The organism is Pseudoalteromonas lipolytica (genome assembly GCF_900116435.1).
GTDB classification, from domain to species: domain Bacteria; phylum Pseudomonadota; class Gammaproteobacteria; order Enterobacterales; family Alteromonadaceae; genus Pseudoalteromonas; species Pseudoalteromonas lipolytica.
This window is the reverse complement of the sequence record NZ_FPAZ01000001.1, coordinates 240,640-260,694: the sequence shown is the minus strand read 5'-3', so window position 1 is coordinate 260,694 and position 20,055 is coordinate 240,640. Positions and strand designations below refer to the sequence as shown.

The 20,055-nt window shown below is 41.4% G+C and carries 10 protein-coding genes; 8 read left to right on the top strand and 2 right to left on the bottom strand.

Translation table 11 applies throughout. The features are described from left to right. Window positions 1-106 precede the first annotated feature (106 nt). Together BM378_RS01110 and topA are read left to right on the top strand one after the other, a co-directional pair. Window positions 107-3,871 carry an Ig-like domain-containing protein gene (locus tag BM378_RS01110; RefSeq protein WP_074988300.1) on the top strand — a complete coding sequence of 1,255 codons (3,765 nt, stop codon included), beginning with the start codon at window positions 107-109 and terminating at the stop codon, window positions 3,869-3,871. A gap of 308 nt (window positions 3,872-4,179) precedes the next feature. Beyond that, the gene (topA, locus tag BM378_RS01105) at window positions 4,180-6,846 is read left to right on the top strand and encodes a type I DNA topoisomerase (RefSeq protein WP_036968862.1); all 2,667 of its coding nucleotides are present in this window, start codon (window positions 4,180-4,182) and stop codon (window positions 6,844-6,846) included. Between the two features lie 94 nt (window positions 6,847-6,940). On the opposite strand, the gene BM378_RS01100 is transcribed toward topA, so the two are convergent. After that, on the bottom strand, window positions 6,941-7,183 hold the full coding sequence (locus BM378_RS01100) for a hypothetical protein (RefSeq protein ID WP_074988298.1): 243 nt from the start codon (window positions 7,181-7,183) through the stop codon (window positions 6,941-6,943). A gap of 243 nt (window positions 7,184-7,426) precedes the next feature. Here BM378_RS01100 and BM378_RS01095 point away from each other — a divergent pair, with 243 nt between their 5' ends. Continuing rightward, the gene (locus BM378_RS01095) at window positions 7,427-7,975 is read left to right on the top strand and encodes a TIGR00645 family protein (protein ID WP_036968856.1); all 549 of its coding nucleotides are present in this window, start codon (window positions 7,427-7,429) and stop codon (window positions 7,973-7,975) included. Window positions 7,976-8,024: 49 nt separating this feature from the next. On the opposite strand, the gene BM378_RS01090 is transcribed toward BM378_RS01095, so the two are convergent. Beyond that, window positions 8,025-9,650 carry an alpha-glucosidase family protein gene (locus BM378_RS01090; RefSeq protein ID WP_036968853.1) on the bottom strand — a complete coding sequence of 542 codons (1,626 nt, stop codon included), beginning with the start codon at window positions 9,648-9,650 and terminating at the stop codon, window positions 8,025-8,027. 678 nt (window positions 9,651-10,328) lie between these two features. Here BM378_RS01090 and BM378_RS01080 point away from each other — a divergent pair. The 5 genes from BM378_RS01080 to BM378_RS01060 all read left to right on the top strand — a co-directional run bounded on the left by BM378_RS01080 (window position 10,329) and on the right by BM378_RS01060 (window position 20,046). After that, window positions 10,329-13,154, top strand: a complete 2,826-nt coding sequence (locus BM378_RS01080) for a TonB-dependent receptor (RefSeq protein WP_074988294.1) — start codon at window positions 10,329-10,331, stop codon at window positions 13,152-13,154. A 105-nt stretch (window positions 13,155-13,259) separates the two neighbouring features. Next, entirely contained in the window at window positions 13,260-14,756 is a 1,497-nt protein-coding gene (locus BM378_RS01075; RefSeq protein ID WP_074988292.1) for a tryptophan halogenase family protein, read from the top strand. 2 nt (window positions 14,757-14,758) lie between these two features. Then, window positions 14,759-16,609, top strand: a complete 1,851-nt coding sequence (locus BM378_RS01070) for an alpha-amylase family glycosyl hydrolase (protein WP_074988291.1) — start codon at window positions 14,759-14,761, stop codon at window positions 16,607-16,609. A 94-nt stretch (window positions 16,610-16,703) separates the two neighbouring features. After that, the gene (locus BM378_RS01065; protein WP_074988288.1) at window positions 16,704-18,569 is read left to right on the top strand and encodes an alpha-amylase family glycosyl hydrolase; all 1,866 of its coding nucleotides are present in this window, start codon (window positions 16,704-16,706) and stop codon (window positions 18,567-18,569) included. Further along, window positions 18,562-20,046, top strand: coding sequence for an MFS transporter (locus BM378_RS01060; protein WP_074988286.1), 1,485 nt, complete (start codon window positions 18,562-18,564; stop codon window positions 20,044-20,046). The genes BM378_RS01065 and BM378_RS01060 overlap by 8 nt, the downstream gene beginning before the upstream one ends. Window positions 20,047-20,055: the final 9 nt, after the last annotated feature.

The following is a 20,055-nucleotide window of genomic DNA, read 5'->3' as shown; positions in this document are numbered from 1 at the left end:
ATTCGATGCAATTCAGATAAAATAATTATGATATTCGTCCAGATTTTAGGTTAATATCAGGTAAACAATAATGTAAATATGAAAATAGCTAACTAGGGAGAGGTCAATGCCTTTATTGCGATGGCTAAGTGTTATAGTTTTCAGCTCACTTTTAGTCGCCTGTGGCGGTGGTGGATCACTTGAGAAAGAAGGGGGTTCATTAGACGGTGGGAATACTACTGATAACCCAACTTATACAATAACAGTGCAAGGGTATAGCGCTGATGGTACTGAATCGAATAATGTAACAGCCGATCAGCCCTTAATGATTCGCGCCTCTTTAACGAGTAGCAATTCAGATGTAACAGGTAAAAAAGTAACATTTTCATTAGCGGATAACTTGGGGACTTTAGATCAACCCTCAGCGCTGACTAACAGTGAAGGTAATGCTGAAGTTAAATTAAACGCAGGCACCCAAGCTGGCGCAGATGAAATTATTGCCAGTTTTACCTCAAGCTCAGGTACTGTTTTCTCTGGTAGTTTTAGCTTTTCAACAGCGGGCGACAATGCGCAAACTGGCGATCAAACTTTCACGGTTACATTAAATGGTTTTGTTAAAGGAACTCAAACAAGCAATAATGAAGTAACCGCTGGTGCACCATTAGACCTAGTTGCTACTTTAAAACGTGATGATGAGGTGATTTCGGGTCAAAGAGTTACATTCACACTTGCCGATGATATTGGATCGCTAACCCCTTCATCAGGTACAGCATTAACAAATAACGATGGTAACGCACTCATGACGCTTACAGCGGGTGATGTTGCCGGTGCGGGTATTGTGACAGCCTCTTATACTGTCAGTGGCGAAACCTATTTTGATACATTTGCATTTACATCAGACGGTTCTGAGTCAGATGATTCAAGTGTGAGTGGCACAGTGACATTGGGCGTCTCTATTGTTGATGCCTCAGGCCTCCCATTTAGTGTAGAAAACCCAGTAAGTAAAGATAATAAAGGAACAGTAACAGCCACTCTATTAGACGATGAGACGCCTTTAGCAGGTCAACTGATTTCTTTCTCTACCAACTATACAGGTAAAATTACGCCTGTATTAGGGACGGCACTTACAGACGCCAACGGCGAAGCATTTGTTACTTTAAGTAGCGGTAATTCAAAAGGCGCGGGTCAAGTTGTAGCTACATACACTGATGAAAGTGGTAACACAATTACTAAAATCGCCGGTTTTATTTCGAGTGGTGATGATGCCCCAATCGAAAATGCAGAAGCCGCACTTGATATTAAGCTTTTAAAAGGTTGTGCGGCAGACTGGGATGCTAATCGCTATACGACTTCATTAGAAACAACGTATTTATCATCGGGCTGTGTTGTTGTTAATCAGTTTTCATCTGATCAACTCATTGACGTTCTGGTTAAAGTTACCGATACCAGCTCAGGTGATGGAATTGAAGGAATTATCGCAGAGTTATCTACTGACCTAGGTCGTTTATTACCTGAGTCTGGCAAAGCATTAACGGATCCTTTTGGTTTCGCGGTTTTAAAACTACAACCAGGTGCAAACAGTGGTGCAGGTGAAGTGTCGGTGACAGCCAAGTCAGTGACTCTTTCAAAAGCATTTGAAATTGCCACCGCAGAGCTTAATGTTGAAATCACCAATGGCCTATACAACAAACTTGATGCGTCAGGTAACCCAATCGACGGTGAATATGTTCCATTGGCTGCTGGTGCAACTACGGTGATCACCGTTTCGATTTTTGATAGCAACGGAAACCCTATTGTAACACCGCTCGATGTTGAGTTTACGTCTGGTTGCGTAGAGTCGGGATTGGCTGTAATGGACTCAAAAGCAACCAGTATTAGCGGGGTTGCAACGGCTACATACAGAACCAATGGATGTAATACTTCGCAAGGTGATACTGTGACAGCCACAGTGCTCACCGGTGGCACGCCCAAAGTAGTTAATGTAAACGTTCCTGTTTCTGCTGCAGAAGTCAGTTCAATAGAATTCATTGAAGCCACTGAAAATGTTTTAGCGTTAAAAGGAACTGGTGGCGTATCTCGTAAGGAAATCAGTCAATTAACATTTAAGCTAACGGATGAAATCGGTAATGCTGCAAAACAAAAACGAATGGATTTTCGTTTAAGCTCAACCAACGGTGGCATTTCACTATCTGAGGTAACAGATGCAGGTGGGTATTCACATGCAAGTGTCTCTACCGATTCTGAAGGGCTTGCTCGCATTCAAGTAAATGCTGGCTTTGTGCCACAAGCGGTACGTGTACAGGCGTGTTATATACCTGAAGAGCTCATACCTGCTGATCAGAATAATAATGTCACGTGTTGGCAGGAGTTGTATTTAGAATGCCAAAAAGCAGAAGCGGAACGTAATGGTAATGTATCGTGTCCTGTAGGTGAATTATCATTAGTGTCACTTGATGAGCAAGTGGTGAGTGTATCAGATTTAGTCTCTATTAGTTCAGGTTTACCCGATGGTAATAGTTTCACAGCTGGCCCTACTATAATTAACATTGAAGCACTTAATTATATTGGTGATACCACGGATATCTCTGTTTATTTAGCTGATCACTTTAATAACCCTGTACCAGATGGTACGGCTGTGTATTTAACAACAGAAGGTGGGGCGGTTGGCACTCTTGATGGTGCTGAATTTAACCCTCAACTTGAGTGTAATACAGTTGATGGTCAATGTGTTGCGCAGTGGCGTTCACAGAATCCAAAGCCATTTACCGAGGATAAGTGGGGCAATAAAATAAACAGTATCAACCCGAAAACAGGTGTTATCAATTGTGACCTTTATTTTGGTTCCGCAGCCCCTTGTATGGCTGGAATTAGAAACGCTGCGTTTTTTGACGATGGTGTACCATTAGGCGCACGTTCGACGGTGTTGGTGACAGCAAAGGGTCAAGAATCATATATTGATATTAATGGGAATGGCCGCTTTGATACTAATGAATATTACAGTGGCTATGACTTACCAGAAGCTTTTATCGACCATAATGAAAATGGTTTCTATGACGGTTTAGCAGCTATTTACGACCCAGTGAGTGGCACTGTGACGAAGTCAGCTGAATTTTGCCAAGAAGGTGATGCAACTGATCCCTGTAGCCCAACAAATACCAATGCAGGACAATTTGAGGAAAATTGGGATATTGACTTAAATGGAATGCATACACTTGCTGATGGTAAATACAATGGTTTAGTGTGTACTGAAAGCGCGACTACCCCAACCGTGGGAGCAACGTTTGAAAGTTTATGTACCAAAGAAGTCATTGATATTCGGGATACTTTTGAAATTGTTATGTCAGGCAGTGAAGCATACACTCGTTTTGTCGTTACGAAAGCTGAGTTACGTAATCGATTTGCTTCGGCTCTCAATGAAAAAACTGCAGCAGACCCAACAGTTTTTACTGACAATGCAATGCAATTAGGGGTTGATATAGCGCAGTGTAATACGATTTATCGTCAAGCTGGTGACTCATCAACTGCCGTTATTTTGGACTTAGAACCTACAGATAACACTGATTACTGTGATTTAGGTTCAATAAATATAACCACAGCGATGGTTGGCAACCAATTGGCTGCTTTAAGTTTCGAGCTTTATTTTTCAGATGTTTACAATAACCCATTACCAGCGAGTACGGCGGTTTCAGTGAGCACTGATAATGGTGATTACAGTGGAACATCTGGCTTTGAGCTGCCTAATACTAGTCAAACGTCAGCCATGTCTTTTGGTTTAACAATTAGTAGAGAGGCTGAAGCAAATAAAAAAGCAGAGGGGAACCTAGTTGTTCAATTTACCACAGGTAAAGGCTTAGTTACCTCAGCTCCAATCGCAATCAGTGATGATGGTTAACAAGTATTTAATTGTTTAAATTTAAAAAAATGCCAACCAGAAGGTTGGCATTTTTGTTGCTGTTCTATATATTCCCCATAAAAATACAGCAAATTATCATTTTGGCTAATTTAGCAGCAAAAATTGTTCAATTATTCAGTCAATGGTTAAAAGTTTCGATTAAAAGCTTGTAACAATTGGTGTTTGTAGATATACCTATAAATATTCGTGCTCCGATGTTAATAAATCATACTAATTTGTTTGATGTGATAGATATACATTTATAAGGGCAAAAAACTTTTAAAATTCTTGGTCAGAAATAGGCAGCTATGGGCAAATCACTTGTAATTGTAGAGTCTCCAGCAAAGGCTAAAACAATTAATAAATACTTAGGTAACGATTTTATCGTCAAGTCCAGTGTTGGGCATGTACGTGATCTACCGACTTCAGGTTCAGGCAAAACGAAAACAGCAGCAACGAAAACCCCTGCTGAGGTTCGAAAAATGTCACCAGAAGAAAAAGCTGCGTATAAAAAACAACGAGATTACAAAAATCTTGTTGCACGTATGGGAATTGACCCTGAGAAAGGCTGGGAACCCCATTATGAAGTTTTGCCTGGCAAAGAGAAAGTCGTTCAAGAATTAAAGAAGCTTGCAGAAAATGCCGATAAAATCTATCTCGCAACCGATTTGGATAGAGAAGGGGAAGCGATTGCATGGCACCTCGAACAGATTATCGGTGGTGAGCCAGAGAAATATAAGCGTGTTGTTTTTAACGAGATTACCAAAAATGCGATTCAGCAAGCTTTTGAAACACCCGGTGAATTAAACACCGATATGGTGTATGCGCAACAAGCACGCCGTTTCCTTGACCGAGTAGTGGGTTTTATGGTCTCGCCGTTGTTGTGGGCCAAAGTTGCACGCGGTCTTTCTGCAGGCCGTGTTCAGTCTGTTGCTGTTCGTTTGCTGGTAGAACGTGAACGTGAAATAAAAGCATTTATTCCTGAAGAGTTTTGGGATGTGCATGCCGATGTTAAAAATAGTGAGTCTGCCTTACGCCTTGAAGTTACAAAACACGCTGATAAGGCATTTAAGCCTGTTAACGAGCAGCAAGCAATGTCTGCGGTTCGTGACCTTGAGAAAGCTCAGTATGAAGTTGTAAGCGTTGAAGAAAAGCCAAGTAAAAGCAAACCGAGTGCTCCTTTCATTACATCGACTATGCAACAGGCCGCGAGCACTCGCTTAGGCTATGGTGTTAAAAAGACCATGATGCTTGCTCAGCGTTTGTATGAAGCAGGTCATATTACCTATATGCGTACTGATTCAACCAACTTGTCAAAAGATGCGGTTGAAATGTGCCGTGACTATGTTGCTGAGCAGTTCGGTGATAAGTACCTACCAAAAGCACCTATTAGCTACAGCTCTAAAGGCAATGCACAAGAAGCGCACGAAGCGATTCGTCCTTCAAGTGTTTCTGTATTGTCGGGTCATTTAGACGGTGTTGAAGCCGATGCGAAAAAATTATATGAGTTAATTTGGCGTCAATTCGTCGCGTGTCAAATGGTGCCAGCTGAATATGATTTAACAACCTTAACGGTTGGCGCGGGTGATTACCAATTAAAAGCAAAAGGCCGTGTCCTTCGTTTTGATGGTTGGACAAGAGTACAGCCTGCTGTGCGTAAGAAAAATGAAGAAGATCAGTCACTCCCCGCTGTAAAGCAAGGTGAAATTCTGAGCTTAGTTGAGCTTGACCCGAAACAACATTTCACAAAACCACCTGCTCGTTTTAGTGAAGCAAGCTTGGTTAAAGAGCTTGAGAAACGAGGTATTGGGCGTCCATCAACGTATGCCTCAATTATTTCAACCATTCAGGACCGTGGTTATGTGCGAGTTGAAAACCGTCGTTTCTTTGCTGAGAAAATGGGAGAGATCGTTACTGACCGCTTAGTTGAAAACTTTGAAGATTTAATGAACTTCGATTTCACAGCAAAAATGGAAGGTCGTCTAGATGATATCGCTGAAGGCGAGCGCATCTGGACGCAAGTACTCGATAAGTTTTATGCAGACTTTTCAAAACAGCTTGAAATCGCTTCAGGAGATGAAGAACAAGGTGGTATGCGTCAGAACCAAATGGTTGAAACAGATATAGATTGTCCAACCTGTGGCCGTAAAATGGGGATTCGTACTGCATCGACTGGTGTTTTCTTAGGGTGTACAGGATACAACTTACCGCCTAAAGAGCGCTGTACTACGACAATGAATCTTGTATCTGGTGATGAAGCCATTGCTGCCGATGTTGAAGACGTCGAGACAGAAACGTTGATGCAAATGAAGCGTTGCCCAATCTGTGAAACAGCTATGGATTCATACCTAATTGATGAAACCCGTAAGCTGCATGTCTGCGGTAATAACCCAGCCTGTAAAGGCTATGTGGTTGAGCAAGGCACGTTTAAAATTAAAGGGTATGACGGCCCAATAATCGAATGCGATAAATGCGGTGCTGATATGCAACTAAAATCAGGCCGATTCGGTAAATATTTTGGTTGTAGTAACGATGATTGTAAAAATACCCGTAAACTACTTAAAAATGGTGAAGCTGCGCCACCAAAAGAAGATCCTGTTCATTTACCAGAATTAGAGTGTGAAAAGTCAGAGGCGTATTTTGTGCTGCGTGACGGTGCGTCGGGTATTTTCTTAGCGGCGAATACATTCCCGAAATCACGGGAAACGCGAGCTCCTAAAGTTGAAGAATTAAAACGTTTTAGAGACCGTATTTCTGAGAAGTTTTATTACCTAGCAGATGCTCCTACGCATGATCCAGATGGTAACCCATCAATTGTTCGTTATAGCCGTAAAAATAAAGAACAGTATGTGATGACAGAGGTAGACGGCAAAGCAACAGGCTGGACAGCTCATTATCAAGGTGGAAAATGGGTCGAAGAAAGTAAGAAGAAGGCCCCCGCTAAAAAGAAAGCTGCAACAAAGGCTAAAAAGTAGCCTGTCTGTTAAAGCAATAGAATAGCTGAACATAAAAAACCGGAGCGCACATCATTGTGTCAACTCCGGTTTTTTATTAGCTATCAACGATAAATTAGATTTGTACGTCTTTTACTTTCTTAAAGCCTTCAGCTTCAAGTTCATCGTTAACACATTTTAATACGTATGGTTTTAATTCTTCATTGCTGATATCGTCGTCCTTTGCCCAGTTTAAACACATTTCAGTGAATTCTTTGATCATTTCTGGTGACGCTTCAGCTGCTTCGTTAGCGATTGCGTATGACGCTGACACGCTTAATACAGGTGCCAAAATTAGTGCTAGCAATGCTTTGTTCATTTAATTATTCCTAATCAACATAATTAATAGTTACTGCCATCGAAAAGCGCAGTAATGGAACGCAAACTGTTATCCACTTTGCTTGAGTGAATTTATAAACTAAATATCTAAAAAAGATAACGAAATATTTTTATCGTTAAGATAAGCAAAAAATAATCATTTTTTTGTCTGTAGAAACTAGTCATTGGCATTGTAAACCACGTATTATCCACATAATTTTAAAAATAAAATGAGCGTGTAGTTATGTCAGAGTCAGTGTCGCAAACAAAACCTAAAAAAGTTCCATCAACACTAGAGCGAGTCGTAGAAACTTTTATTTTCCGCTCTCGTTGGTTGCTAGCCCCGTTTTTTATCGGTTTGTTAGTTGCGGTTGTGATTCTACTATTAAAGTTTTTTAAATACTTATACAGCATGGCCTTAAATACATTCACAGCGAGCAATCAGGAACTCTTGGTTGGTATTTTGACACTGGTTGATACCGCTTTATTAGCGGGATTATTATTAATCATTATTTTTAGTGGCTATGAAAATTTTGTTTCTAAACTCAATATAGATAACCATGAAGACAGACCCGTTTGGATGGGTAAAGTGGGCTTCTCTGGCCTAAAAATGAAATTAATAAGCGCTATTGTGGCTATATCGGCAGTAGAGCTTTTAAAGGTGTTTATAAGTTCGGCAAATCATTCAACGGATGAATTACTGTGGAAGGTTTTAATACATGTTACTTTTGTTGTTTCGGGCGTGCTATTCGCGCTGACAGATTATATTAATAGTAAAACAACAAATCATTAAGAAAAAAGGCCCTGCATAATGCAGGGCCTTCTCACAATACAACTGATGATTAACTCAGAGTTGCATAAAAACAACCAAACCCGGGCAGAGTAACTGTATTATCTGTTAATTCAGCAGTGTGATGTGATAGTTCATTGTGCTGCTGCGTTATTACATCAGTAGTTGTAAATTCAGCGCGTTGTGCACTTAGATTGAACACACATAGCATCTTAGTGCTGTTGAGGCTGCGATAAAATGCAAGTACTGGCTCATCAGTATTAATGAACTCGATGCTTCCTTCTAGCAGTACATCTTTCGCTTTACGCCAAGCCATAAACTCACGGTATGCATTTAGAATGGAGTTGTTGTCATCATCTTGTGCGCTTACAGCAACTGCTTTGTGCTGCTCACCCACAGGTAACCACGGCTTTGTTGTAGAAAACCCCGCTTGCTCTATATCACTTGCATCCCATGGCATAGGGGTGCGGCAACCATCTCGACCTTTAAAATTAGGCCAAAAAGTTATCCCGTATGGGTCTTGTAGGTCTTCAAATGCAACCTCTGCTTCGCCTAATCCAAGCTCTTCGCCTTGATACATGCATACACTACCGCGAAGTGATGCAAGAAGTGCTGTTAACATTTTGCATTGGTCAGGGTTGATGTTATCCCCTTTGCTCCAGCGACTCGCAACACGCTCAACATCGTGGTTGCTAAACGCCCAACATGGCCAGCCTTCTGTCATTCGTTCTTCAAGTGTACTTACTGTGTTACGAATATACTCAGCGCTGTAATCGTTTGTTAGTAATTCAAAGCTATATCCCATATGAAGCTTATCGCCACCCGATGTATATTCAGCCATTGTTGCTAGTGAGTCTTCAGATGAAATTTCACCAAGGGCTACTGTGCCAGGGTATTTATTTAATAACGCACGGATATCCTGCATAAAGCTTAAGTTTTCAGGTTGTGTATTATTGTAATAGTGGTACTGGAATGCATATGGATTGTCTTCGCTAAAGCCTCGACCTTGACGTTTCTCAGGTGGCTTAGCGGGGTTGTCGCGTAATAATGCATCATGGTAGCAGAAGTTAATGGCATCTAAACGAAAGCCATCTACGCCTTTTTTCAGCCAAAACTCAACGTTATCAAGGACGGCTTTACGCACTTCAGGGTTATGGAAGTTTAGATCTGGCTGTTCAGCAAAAAAGTTATGTAAATAATATTGCCCTCTACGTGGCTCCCATTGCCATGCAGGACCACCAAAAATAGACAGCCAGTTATTTGGTTGAGTACCGTCAGGTTTTGCGTCAGCCCACACGTACCAATCAGCTTTATCATTATTTTTATCTTCACGGCTATCGAGAAACCACTGGTGTTGATCTGAAGTGTGGCTCAATACCTGATCGATGATGATTTTAATATTGCGCTCATGCGCTTGGGCAATTAATTCATCAAAATCGTCTAGGTTACCGAAAATAGGATCGATATCGCGGTAATCACTAATGTCGTATCCGAAGTCCTTCATGGGTGATTTAAAAAAAGGTGAAACCCAAATAGCATCCACACCCAAGCTTTTAATGTAATCAATGCGATCAATGATACCTTTGATATCACCAATGCCGTCGCCATTGGTGTCTTGGAAACTGCGCGGATAAACCTGATAAATAACCGCACCTTTATACCACTGCTTTTGAGCCATGTTTTTCTCCATCGTGACACTCAGTGTATGTAAACCCTAGGGCAACGCTTATTAATATGTTGCCAGAATGTCAAAAGCATACGTGAAGGGTGGGATGCTGTAAAAACTCTGCATACGTATGCACGGTAATTTCATCTGCCAGCGTTGTAAAACTAAGGGATTGAGTCCACTTTTACAGCGATTATTTTTAAGAGTAAATTATTTACCAATTTTTGCCGTTGAGAGTGATACCAAACAACGCGCCTACGTGGTGCATAATTTAATTGGCTTTCACCATAAAGGTGCAAAATGTTTTTGGTAAGACCAATTAACACTTTGCGTTCGTTTACCTTTTTTAAATGACATTCAATTTTTATATAAACTAGGTAGAGGCGTGCTCCATACGTATTTGTGCCCAATACAATACGACGTTGGATAAAAAATGTTTCATTCACATTTGACGTCTCTGTTTTATAAATAAACGATTAATAAACAATGCATTACAACATCTGCGTGTAAATTTGTTGTTAATTTTTGTTTGCATCGTCTAGTCTGAATACGTATGCATAAATTTGTTAAGAAAATAATCTGAGCGTTAATATTCGTGTTGACAACAAAATCAGTCAGCGATTAACAGCTATTGCTATCATGAATAACTGCAAGGCGTTGACATTACAATTTGGGTAATGGGAAAACATCATGTCTATGTTCAAACCAAGTATATTAACTCTGGCTTTAACAGCCGCAGGTTTAAATAGCTTTGTAGCGTATGCTGCAGAAGAAGACCAAAAAACAAAAAACGATAACGTTGAAGTTATCGAAGTAAAAGGTTTTCGTGGCAGTGTTGTAGAATCTATTAACACGAAACGCTTCACTCCTGAAGTTGTTGAGTCAATCTCAGCAGAAGATATCGGTAAATTACCTGATTCATCAATTGCAGAATCAATCGCACGCCTTCCTGGCCTTACAGCACAACGTCTAGATGGTCGTGCTAGTCGCGTAAGTGTGCGTGGTTTCAGTGAAAACGAAAGTGCAACAACATTTAACGGTCGTGAGCAAGTATCAATTGGCGATAACCGCGGTGTTGAGTTTGACCTTTACCCATCAGAAATAATGAGCGGCGTAACGGTATACAAAACACCAAGCGCAGGTATCGAAGCGGAAGGTATTGCTGGTGTAATCGACATGCAAACTGTTAAGCCTTTAAGTAAAGGCGAGCAAGTTATCATGTTTAATGGCCAATATGAGCAAACAGGTTTTGATAAATTAAACCCAGACGGTGACGATAAAGGTTTCCGTGGTACGGTTTCATACATTGATCAGTTTGCTGATGACACCATCGGTGTTGCATTTGCTTACAACACCATGAGCTCACCTAACCAAGAGAAACGCTGGAACTCATGGGGCTACCCAGATAAAAAGGTTGAAGGTTACACAGATACCTATTCAATGTTAGGTGGTGCAAAGCCGTTTGTTCGGTCATCGACGCTTGAACGTGATTCAGCAATGCTCGTTATTGAAGCAGCACCGAATGACCGCTTAAATATGACATTCGATGCATTGTATGTTGATTTTTCTGATGAGAAAATCCTACGTGGTATTGAGGTGCCATTTGGTTGGGGTCAAGGCTCAATGTCAGCTGAAGAAATTCCAGCAACAAATTTGGTTATTGATGAAAATTCTGGTTTTATAACTAGTGCAGTAACAGAAGGTCAACGTGTTGTTGTTCGTAATGACTATGAAGAGCGTAATGCAGAACTAACTCAGTTTGGTTTCAATACTAAATACGATATTAATGACGAATGGTCAGTTGAGTTTGATGCGAGTCGTTCAGAAGTTGAGCGTCAAATTTGGAGTATAGAGAGTTATTCAGGTACAGGCCGCGGTAATGATCGTGGTGTGGCAGATAATATAGGCTATGTATTTGATGGCGGTAACACTGGTGCACAGTTCTCTCATGAACTTGATTACAGTGACTACGATCTAATTCAGTTAGGAGGCCCACTATCTTGGGGTGAAAGTAAACCACTTAACTTAAAATACGGCCTAGTCGATGCCGATGGTAATGATATTTCCGGTTATAAACATCAGGCACAAGATGGTTTTATCAATGCACCTGAAATTAATGATGAACTAAGCACATTGAAACTTGCTGCAAGCAAAGTCCTCGATAACGCGTATATTAGCCGCGTGTCATTTGGTATGTCATTTCGTGATCGCGAGAAGAGCAAAGAGTCAGAAGGGTACTTCATGACATTAGCAGGTTTCTCGCTCGACAATCCAGGGATGATGATTGTTCCTGAGGAATATCGTTTAGGCAGCGCAAGCTTAGACTTTATTGGTATGGGTGACATGATTGCTTATGATACAAATGCGCTTGTTGAGGATGGCTACTATGATTTATTCCGTGAAAGTTTAAATGACTCAAAGCATTTAACTCGCTCTTGGACAGTTCAGGAGGAAGTAACCGCGTTCTTCGCTCAAGCTGATATCAATGCAGAAATAGGCTCAATCCCTGTGACAGGTAACATTGGTGTTCGCTATGTTAAAACTGAGCAGTCTTCGCAAGGTTTTGCTGCGAATACAATTGATGGTGAAGTTGTTGTCTCTCCTACAGATATTAGCCATGACTACAGCCACTTTTTGCCAAGCTTAAACTTATCGTTTGCAATTGATGAAGAGCAAACTGTACGTTTCGGCGCTGCGAAAACGATTTCTCGTGCTCGTTTGGATGAAATGAATGCATCTGTAAGTGCATCATATAATCAGCAACCTGATGATAATGGAAACTACTGGAGTGTCTCTGGGGGTAACCCAGAACTTGAGCCTAAAGAAGCAACTGGCTTTGACTTAAGCTACGAAAACTACTTCCATGAAGAAGGGTACTTTGCTGCTGCAGTTTTCTATAAAGATATCACGCAATGGATTTTTGACGGTAAGTACGAAATCGATATGAGTGGTGTGGCGGACCCATCTACGGGTGAAATTCCTTCGAATTCAACTGGTACCGGTTCTGGTAAAGTAAATGGTGGCTCTGGTGACCTTTGGGGTTATGAGCTTTCATTAACACTGCCATTTACAATGTTCAGTGAATCACTGGATGGTTTTGGTTTAATCGCAAGCCATACTGGTGTTGAGCAGGATATTACAGACCCAAATGGTAATGAGTATGAATTACCAGGGTTATCTGATCAAATTGATAGCTTAACAGTGTACTTTGAGCGCAACGGTTTCCAAGCACGTACTAGCATGCGTAAGCGTAGCGACTTTAAAGGTGATATTTATGGAGCAGGATTTGCAACCACACAAGTTGATATCAAAGGCGAAACAATTTGGGATGCTCAAATCGGCTATGATTTTGCAGAAGCCGGTATCCAAGGTCTCGAAAACTTGAGTGTTACATTCCAAGTGCAAAACATCACAGAAGAGCCGTTCACGTCTCTACAAGGTGATAACGCACTGCAAGTACGTGATTACCAAGACTACGGTCGTACATTCCTGTTAGGTTTCAGCTACAAGCTGTAATTAGCTTAAACAGCGATAGAAAATTGCCCTTGTGATTTGTTTTACAAGGGCTTTTTTATATCAGTGGGCTACACTCAATGAATTGAAATTGGTGTTAGGTGTACTATGGAAGCAAAAAAAATAACAAAAGTTGTGATTGCCGGTGGTGGAACTGCTGGGTGGATCACCGCCGCACTACTCAACAAAGTGCTTGGAAAATCACTTGATATTACTCTCGTTGAATCTGCCGAAATTGGCACTGTTGGCGTTGGTGAGGCAAGTATTCCCCCTATTTTGCATTTAAATGGGGCTCTTGGTATTTCAGAAAAAGAATTTATCAAGGCGACTGGTGCAACCATTAAACTGGGGATAGAGTTTGAAAACTGGCGTAGCCAAGGGCACAGTTATATGCACGCTTTTGGCGAAATAGGTAAGGACTTCCCGTTTTGCGCATTTTATCACTTTTGGTTGAAAGCAAACCAAACACAAAACGCCCCTGACTTTTGGGATTTCTCTCTCAACTACCAAGCTGCAAAAGCGCATAAATTTGCCCATCTCAAAAACATTCCTAATACCCAATTAGCGGGCTTACATTACGCGTATCATTTTGATGCGACACGCTATGGTGAATTTTTAAAAGAATTAGCCCAATCGCGGGGGGTTAATCGCATTGAAGGAAAAATAGAAACGATAAGTCAATGCGATCAAACAGGGTCTATCAATGCGTTAAAGCTAGAAGATGGTAGCCTGATTGAAGGGGACTTATTTATTGATTGCACCGGCCTGCGAGCATTACTTATAGAGCAAACGCTGAATACGGGGTTTGAAGATTGGTCGCACTGGTTACCGTGTGATAGCGCTGTAGCTGTCCAAAGTGAGTCTGCAAGCAACGCCATTCCCTATACCCGCTCTATCGCTAGAGAGTCAGGTTGGCAATGGCAAATTCCACTCCAACATCGTGTTGGTAATGGCTTGGTGTATTCAAGTCGATATCTATCAGATGAAAATGCAAAACAGCAGCTGCTAAACAACTTGCCAGCTAAGCCCTTAACTGAGCCACGAATTATTAAATTTAAAACGGGTCGACGCTTAAAGCAGTGGCATAAAAATGTGGTATCGGTTGGCTTATCGAGTGGTTTTTTAGAGCCCTTAGAGTCAACCAGTATTCATTTAATTCAAAGTGCAGCTATCCGGTTGATCAAGTTTTTTCCACATCAAGGTATTAAGCAAAACTTAGTGGATGAATTTAACAAACAAAGTAAAACAGAATTTGAGCGAATTCGTGACTTTATTATTCTCCACTACAAACTTACAGAGCGAGACGACAGTCCATTTTGGCGTCTTTGTAAGGGCATGGATATTCCAAGCAGCCTTGCTAAGAAAATAGCGCTATTTAAAACCAGCGGTAAGCTAGTGCGTGAAGACGATGAGTTATTTGCCGAAGTCGCGTGGCAACAAGTGTTGATAGGGCAAGGCCTGATTGCTGAAGATTATCATCCTTTAACAAATGCCTTAACAGATAATCAGCTTAATGAGCTATTTAGCAATTTAAAAACCTTGATTAATAGCACGGTTGAGCAGCTGCCCAGCCACAGTGAATTTTTAGAAAAAATACAAAATTAATTATGAAAAAGACACATACAATTTTTGCAGTAAGCACCGTATTAACGTTTTTAAATTCGACAGCGAGTTATGCAATCACTGCCTCACCAGAAAGCTGGTGGGTGGGCATGCAGAACGAATCGTTACAAGTTATGCTTCACGAGGGCAACATTGCGAAACAAACTTGGCAGATGTTGCCTTACAAAGGCGTTGAGTTTAAAGGGGTTACAACAACGAATAATGCTAACTACGCATTTCTGAATTTAAACATCAGCGATAATGCAAAAGCAGGTGAACTTAGCTTTAAAGCGTCGGATGGAACTGTCTTTACATATCGGTTAAATACCCGCAATAAAAACAGTGCAAAGCGCCCAGGATTTACAAATACAGACACGCTGTATTTAATAAATCCTGACCGATTTGTTAACGGTGATCCAACGAACGATAGTATTGCTTCAATGCAAGAGGCAGCAAACCCTGAGTTTAAGGGCGGTCGCCATGGCGGTGATATTCAAGGTGTGATTAATAGTCTTGAATACCTAGAAAATTTAGGCGTCACTCAACTTTGGCTAACACCTGTACTTGAAAATAATATGCCAAGTTACTCTTATCATGGGTATGCAATCACAGATTTTTACAAGGTCGACCCGCGTATGGGCAGTAATGAGCTCTATAAAACGCTATCAGTGAAAGCAAAAGAGCATGGTATCGGTTTAGTGATGGACATGGTTCTTAATCACTTTGGTTCATCGCACCAGTGGATGTCTGATATGCCAACAGCTGATTGGGTTAACTTTGATGGTCAGTTTGAAAAAGGTAAAAATGCCACAACGCATGCCCGTCAAACAATTCAAGACCCACATGCGAGCCAATACGATAAGCGCCAATTTAATGATGGTTGGTTTGTTGAGTCGATGCCTGATTTAAATCAGCGTCAACCGTTATTGTCGACTTACCTTATTCAAAATGCCATTTGGTGGATTGAATACGCTAACTTGAGCGGCATTCGCGTCGACACGTATTCATACTCAGATAAAGCGTTCTTAGCAGATTGGACTAAAGCTATTATGACCGAATACCCCAATTTTAATATTGTGGGTGAAGAGTGGACTAGTAATCCTGCAATTGCATCGTACTGGCAACGCGGAAAAATAAATCAAGATGGTTATACCTCAGACTTACCCAGTGTCATGGATTTTTCATTGCAAGAGGCGCTTATTAAAGCACTGAATGAACAAGAAAGCTGGAACACGGGCTGGGTCAGGGTATACCAATCACTTGCGAATGATTTTTTATATGCAGATACCGATAATATTTTAGTGTTTGCCGACAATCACGATATGAGCCGTGTCTATACAGAGCTGGGTCAAAATCTAGCTAAAACAAAATTGGCAATGACATTACTGTTGACTACACGCGGAATTCCACAAATTTATTACGGCACAGAGGTGCTATTAGATAATACCCCAAGTAACGACCATGGCGATATTCGAATTGATTTCCCGGGTGGTTTTAGAGCACATACAGTCAATGCCTTTACCGGTGAAGGACTCTCTAAAGACCAAAAAGACATGTTAAGCACAATGCAAACATTGCTGAAGCTGCGCAAAGAAAAGCCCGCGCTTAGTGAAGGGAGTTTAATGCATTTTTCACCTAAGCAAGGTGTTTACAGCTATGTGCGCGAGCACAATGGTGAAAAAGTTGTGGTGTTATTGAATAAAAACCTACATGACCTTGAGTGGGATGTCAGTTATATGCAAGAAGTACTTAAAAACACTCAAACGGGGGTCGACTTAATGAGCAACGAATCTGTTACTTTAACTGTGCCTATTCGCTTAAAAGCCATGCAAGCACGCTTAATTGAACTTGAATAATTGTGAGTTTTAGGGTGAATACGTATGCATTTACTGTCCGTGAGTAGCCCTTAACATTAGTATTAACTGATATTTACAGAATAATGAAGTAGTGATGACAACATATAAATTAACTGCATTAGTCGTGGCTTCAATTTTAGGTTTAGCAGCCTGTGGTAATGAAGCAACAACACAACAGCACACACAAAAACAGCAAACACATTCAACAGTCTCGAAGCCCGTCGTGTATCAGGTGTTTACCCGCTTATTTGGTAATACAAACACCACAAATAAACCATGGGGGACGCTTGAAGAAAACGGAGTGGGTAAATTTGCTGATTTTGATGACGCAGCATTAAAGGGAATAAAAGAGCTTGGTACTACCCACATTTGGTACACTGGCGTACCACGTCATGCGTTAGTGACTGACTATACACACTACGGCTTATCGCAAGATGATCCTGACGTTGTAAAAGGCCGAGCAGGTTCGCCTTATGCTGTTAAAGACTATTATGATGTAAACCCTGACTTAGCGATAAACCCTGAACGTCGGCTAGAAGAGTTTGTAGAGCTTATCGAACGTACGCATCAACATGGCATGAAAGTCATCATCGATATTGTGCCTAATCATGTGGCGCGTAATTATGACTCAGTAGCAAAACCAAAAGGAATTAAAGACTTTGGTGCTGAAGACGATACAACACAAGCTTACGTACGTGATAACAACTTTTACTATGTCACAGGCCAATCATTCCAAGTACCTACAAGTGAAGGTTACCAAGTTTTAGGTGGGCAGCCACACCCACTTGCTGATAATCACTTTGATGAAACGCCCGCTAAATGGACGGGTAATGGAGCTCGCGAAGCAAAACCAGATATTAATGATTGGTACGAAACAGTAAAAATTAACTACGGTGTTAAGCCTGACGGCAGTTATGATTTTCCAACGTTGCCAGCTGATTATGCGAGTAAAGACTACCGCGCTCACTATGCATTCTGGCAAGACAAAGACTTACCAAACAGCTGGTATAAATTCCGTGATATCGCGCTTTACTGGTTAGATAAAGGCGTGGATGGTTTTCGCTATGATATGGCCGAAATGGTGCCAGTGGAGTTTTGGAGTTTTTTAAATTCATCTATCAAAATGCAAAAAGCGGATGCGTTTATTTTAGCTGAAGTGTACAACCCAAGCCTTTATCGTCCTTATATTCAGCAAGGCAAGATGGACTACCTTTACGACAAAGTTGGTTTTTACGATACCGTTAAAGCTGTTATGCAAGGTAAGCAACCTGCCACTAGTATTTTTGATATCCAAAGCGAAGTGGCCGATATTGAAGAGCACATGCTGCACTTTTTAGAAAACCATGATGAGCAACGTATTGCCAGTCCTGATTTTGCGGGTAGCAGCGAAAAAGGGAAGCCAGCTATGGTGGTATCAACACTGATGACTCGCTCGCCGACATTACTGTATTTTGGCCAAGCAGTGGGTGAAGATGGCTCTGAAGACGCTGGATTTGGCGACCCAACCCGTACCAGTATTTTTGATTACGTGGGTGTGCCAGCGCATCAAGCATGGATGAATGATGGAAAGTTTGATGGTGGGGCATTAACGAAAGAACAAGCAGAACTGCGGGCCTATTACACAAAACTAATGTCACTTAATACGTTACCTGCCATTGTGGGCGGTGACATGCAAGCAGTTGAGCTAACTGGTTCAGAGCAAGTAATAGCCTTTACCCGCAAGCTAGGTCAGCAATTGGTGTTGGTAGTGAGTAACTTCTCACAAGCGTCTCAAACTGTGTCATTTACACTTAATGCAACGCAACTCACCACGCTTAATCACACGTCACTTACCCTTACCGATAACTTAGAAAGTCATGCCGACATTGTTATTTCTGACCTAACAAAACAGGCGCCCATTCAATTAAAACTGAACGGCTTAAGCAGCGCAGTATATACCCTAAAGGCTGATTATGAATAATAACAAACCAACGCTAAGCTTCTGGCAAATATGGAACATGTGTTTTGGGTTCCTCGGTATCCAATTTGGTTTTGCATTACAAAATGGTAATGTGAGCCGCATTTTTCAAACCCTTGGCGCGAATGTTGATGACATCCCTATTTTGTGGGTTGCCGCACCGCTAACAGGCTTAATTGTTCAGCCTATTATTGGCTACTGGAGCGACAAAACATGGAATAAACTAGGCCGTCGTCGTCCATTCTTTTTCTACGGTGCAATTTTAACAACGTTATCGTTATTTATTATGCCAAATTCGCCCAGCCTGTGGATTGCTGCGGGAATGCTATGGATTATGGATGCCTCTATTAATGTCACTATGGAGCCTTTCCGTGCGCTGGTAAGCGACAACCTACCTAAGAAGCAACGTGCAACTGGTTATGCCATGCAAAGCTTTTTTATAGGTATTGGTGCGGTTGTTGCCTCTGCTTTACCGTGGATGATGACAAACTGGTTTGATATTGCTAACACTGCACCTGCGGGTCAAATTCCTGATTCGGTAAAGTTTTCATTTTACTTTGGTGCAGTTGTACTTCTTGTTGCCGTTTTTTGGACCATATTTACCACCAAAGAATATTCACCAGAACAGCTTGAAAGCTTTAATGAACATGAACACAGCGACGCACAGAACGCCACTCACAGTAATGTAAACTTTAATAAAGGTGCGGTTATTTTTACTGTGCTTGGTATCGTGGTGCTGGGCATTGTTACGGGGTTATCACTTGAAAAAGAGCTTTATTTATTAGCGGGTGGTTTAATTAGTTTTGGTGTTATTCAATTCATTGCGGGAGCGTTAAAAGCTAAAAATGCAACCTCGGGTGGCTTTTATCAAGTAGTAAATGATGTATTCACAATGCCTGAGGCAATGAAGCAACTGGCTTTAGTGCAATTTTTTAGCTGGTTTTCACTGTTTGCTATGTGGATTTATACAACCTCAGCGGTAACCAGTTTTCATTACGGCAGTAGTGACACAGGCTCACTGGCTTATAACAACGGAGCCGATTGGGTTGGGGTTTTGTTTGCAGCGTACAACGGGTTTGCAGCCATTGCAGCATTATGTATCCCGGTCATCGTTAAGAAGTGTGGTTTAAAACTGGCGCATGCAATCAATCTAGTGCTGGGTGCCTTGGGACTTGCCAGCTTTATCTTTATTAAAGACCCCAGTCTACTTATTTGGCCCATGATAGGAGTAGGCTTTGCATGGGCATCTATTTTATCACTGCCGTATGCCATGTTAAGCACCTCTGTACCCACTAAAAAAATGGGGGTATACATGGGGATTTTCAACTTTTTTATCGTTATCCCACAGTTACTTGCGGCGAGTGTTTTAGGCTTGATTTTACGCCACTTCTTCGATAACCAACCCATTTATGCGTTAGTGCTAGGTGCTGTGTCGCTCGTACTGGCAGCGTTCGCTGTACTTCGCGTTAAGCAACAATAATAAGGACAC

What these genes read in the sequence shown, in the direction of transcription:
- BM378_RS01110 (WP_074988300.1), top strand. Translation starts at nt 107, where the DNA reads ATGCCTTTATTGCGATGGCTAAGTGTTATAGTTTTCAGCTCACTTTTA.
- BM378_RS01075 (WP_074988292.1), top strand. Translation starts at nt 13,260, where the DNA reads ATGGAAGCAAAAAAAATAACAAAAGTTGTGATTGCCGGTGGTGGAACT.
- BM378_RS01095 (WP_036968856.1), top strand. Translation starts at nt 7,427, where the DNA reads ATGTCAGAGTCAGTGTCGCAAACAAAACCTAAAAAAGTTCCATCAACA.
- BM378_RS01080 (WP_074988294.1), top strand. Translation starts at nt 10,329, where the DNA reads ATGTCTATGTTCAAACCAAGTATATTAACTCTGGCTTTAACAGCCGCA.
- topA (WP_036968862.1), top strand. Translation starts at nt 4,180, where the DNA reads ATGGGCAAATCACTTGTAATTGTAGAGTCTCCAGCAAAGGCTAAAACA.
- BM378_RS01065 (WP_074988288.1), top strand. Translation starts at nt 16,704, where the DNA reads ATGACAACATATAAATTAACTGCATTAGTCGTGGCTTCAATTTTAGGT.
- BM378_RS01060 (WP_074988286.1), top strand. Translation starts at nt 18,562, where the DNA reads ATGAATAATAACAAACCAACGCTAAGCTTCTGGCAAATATGGAACATG.
- BM378_RS01090 (WP_036968853.1), bottom strand. Translation starts at nt 9,650, where the DNA reads ATGGCTCAAAAGCAGTGGTATAAAGGTGCGGTTATTTATCAGGTTTAT.
- BM378_RS01100 (WP_074988298.1), bottom strand. Translation starts at nt 7,183, where the DNA reads ATGAACAAAGCATTGCTAGCACTAATTTTGGCACCTGTATTAAGCGTG.
- BM378_RS01070 (WP_074988291.1), top strand. Translation starts at nt 14,759, where the DNA reads ATGAAAAAGACACATACAATTTTTGCAGTAAGCACCGTATTAACGTTT.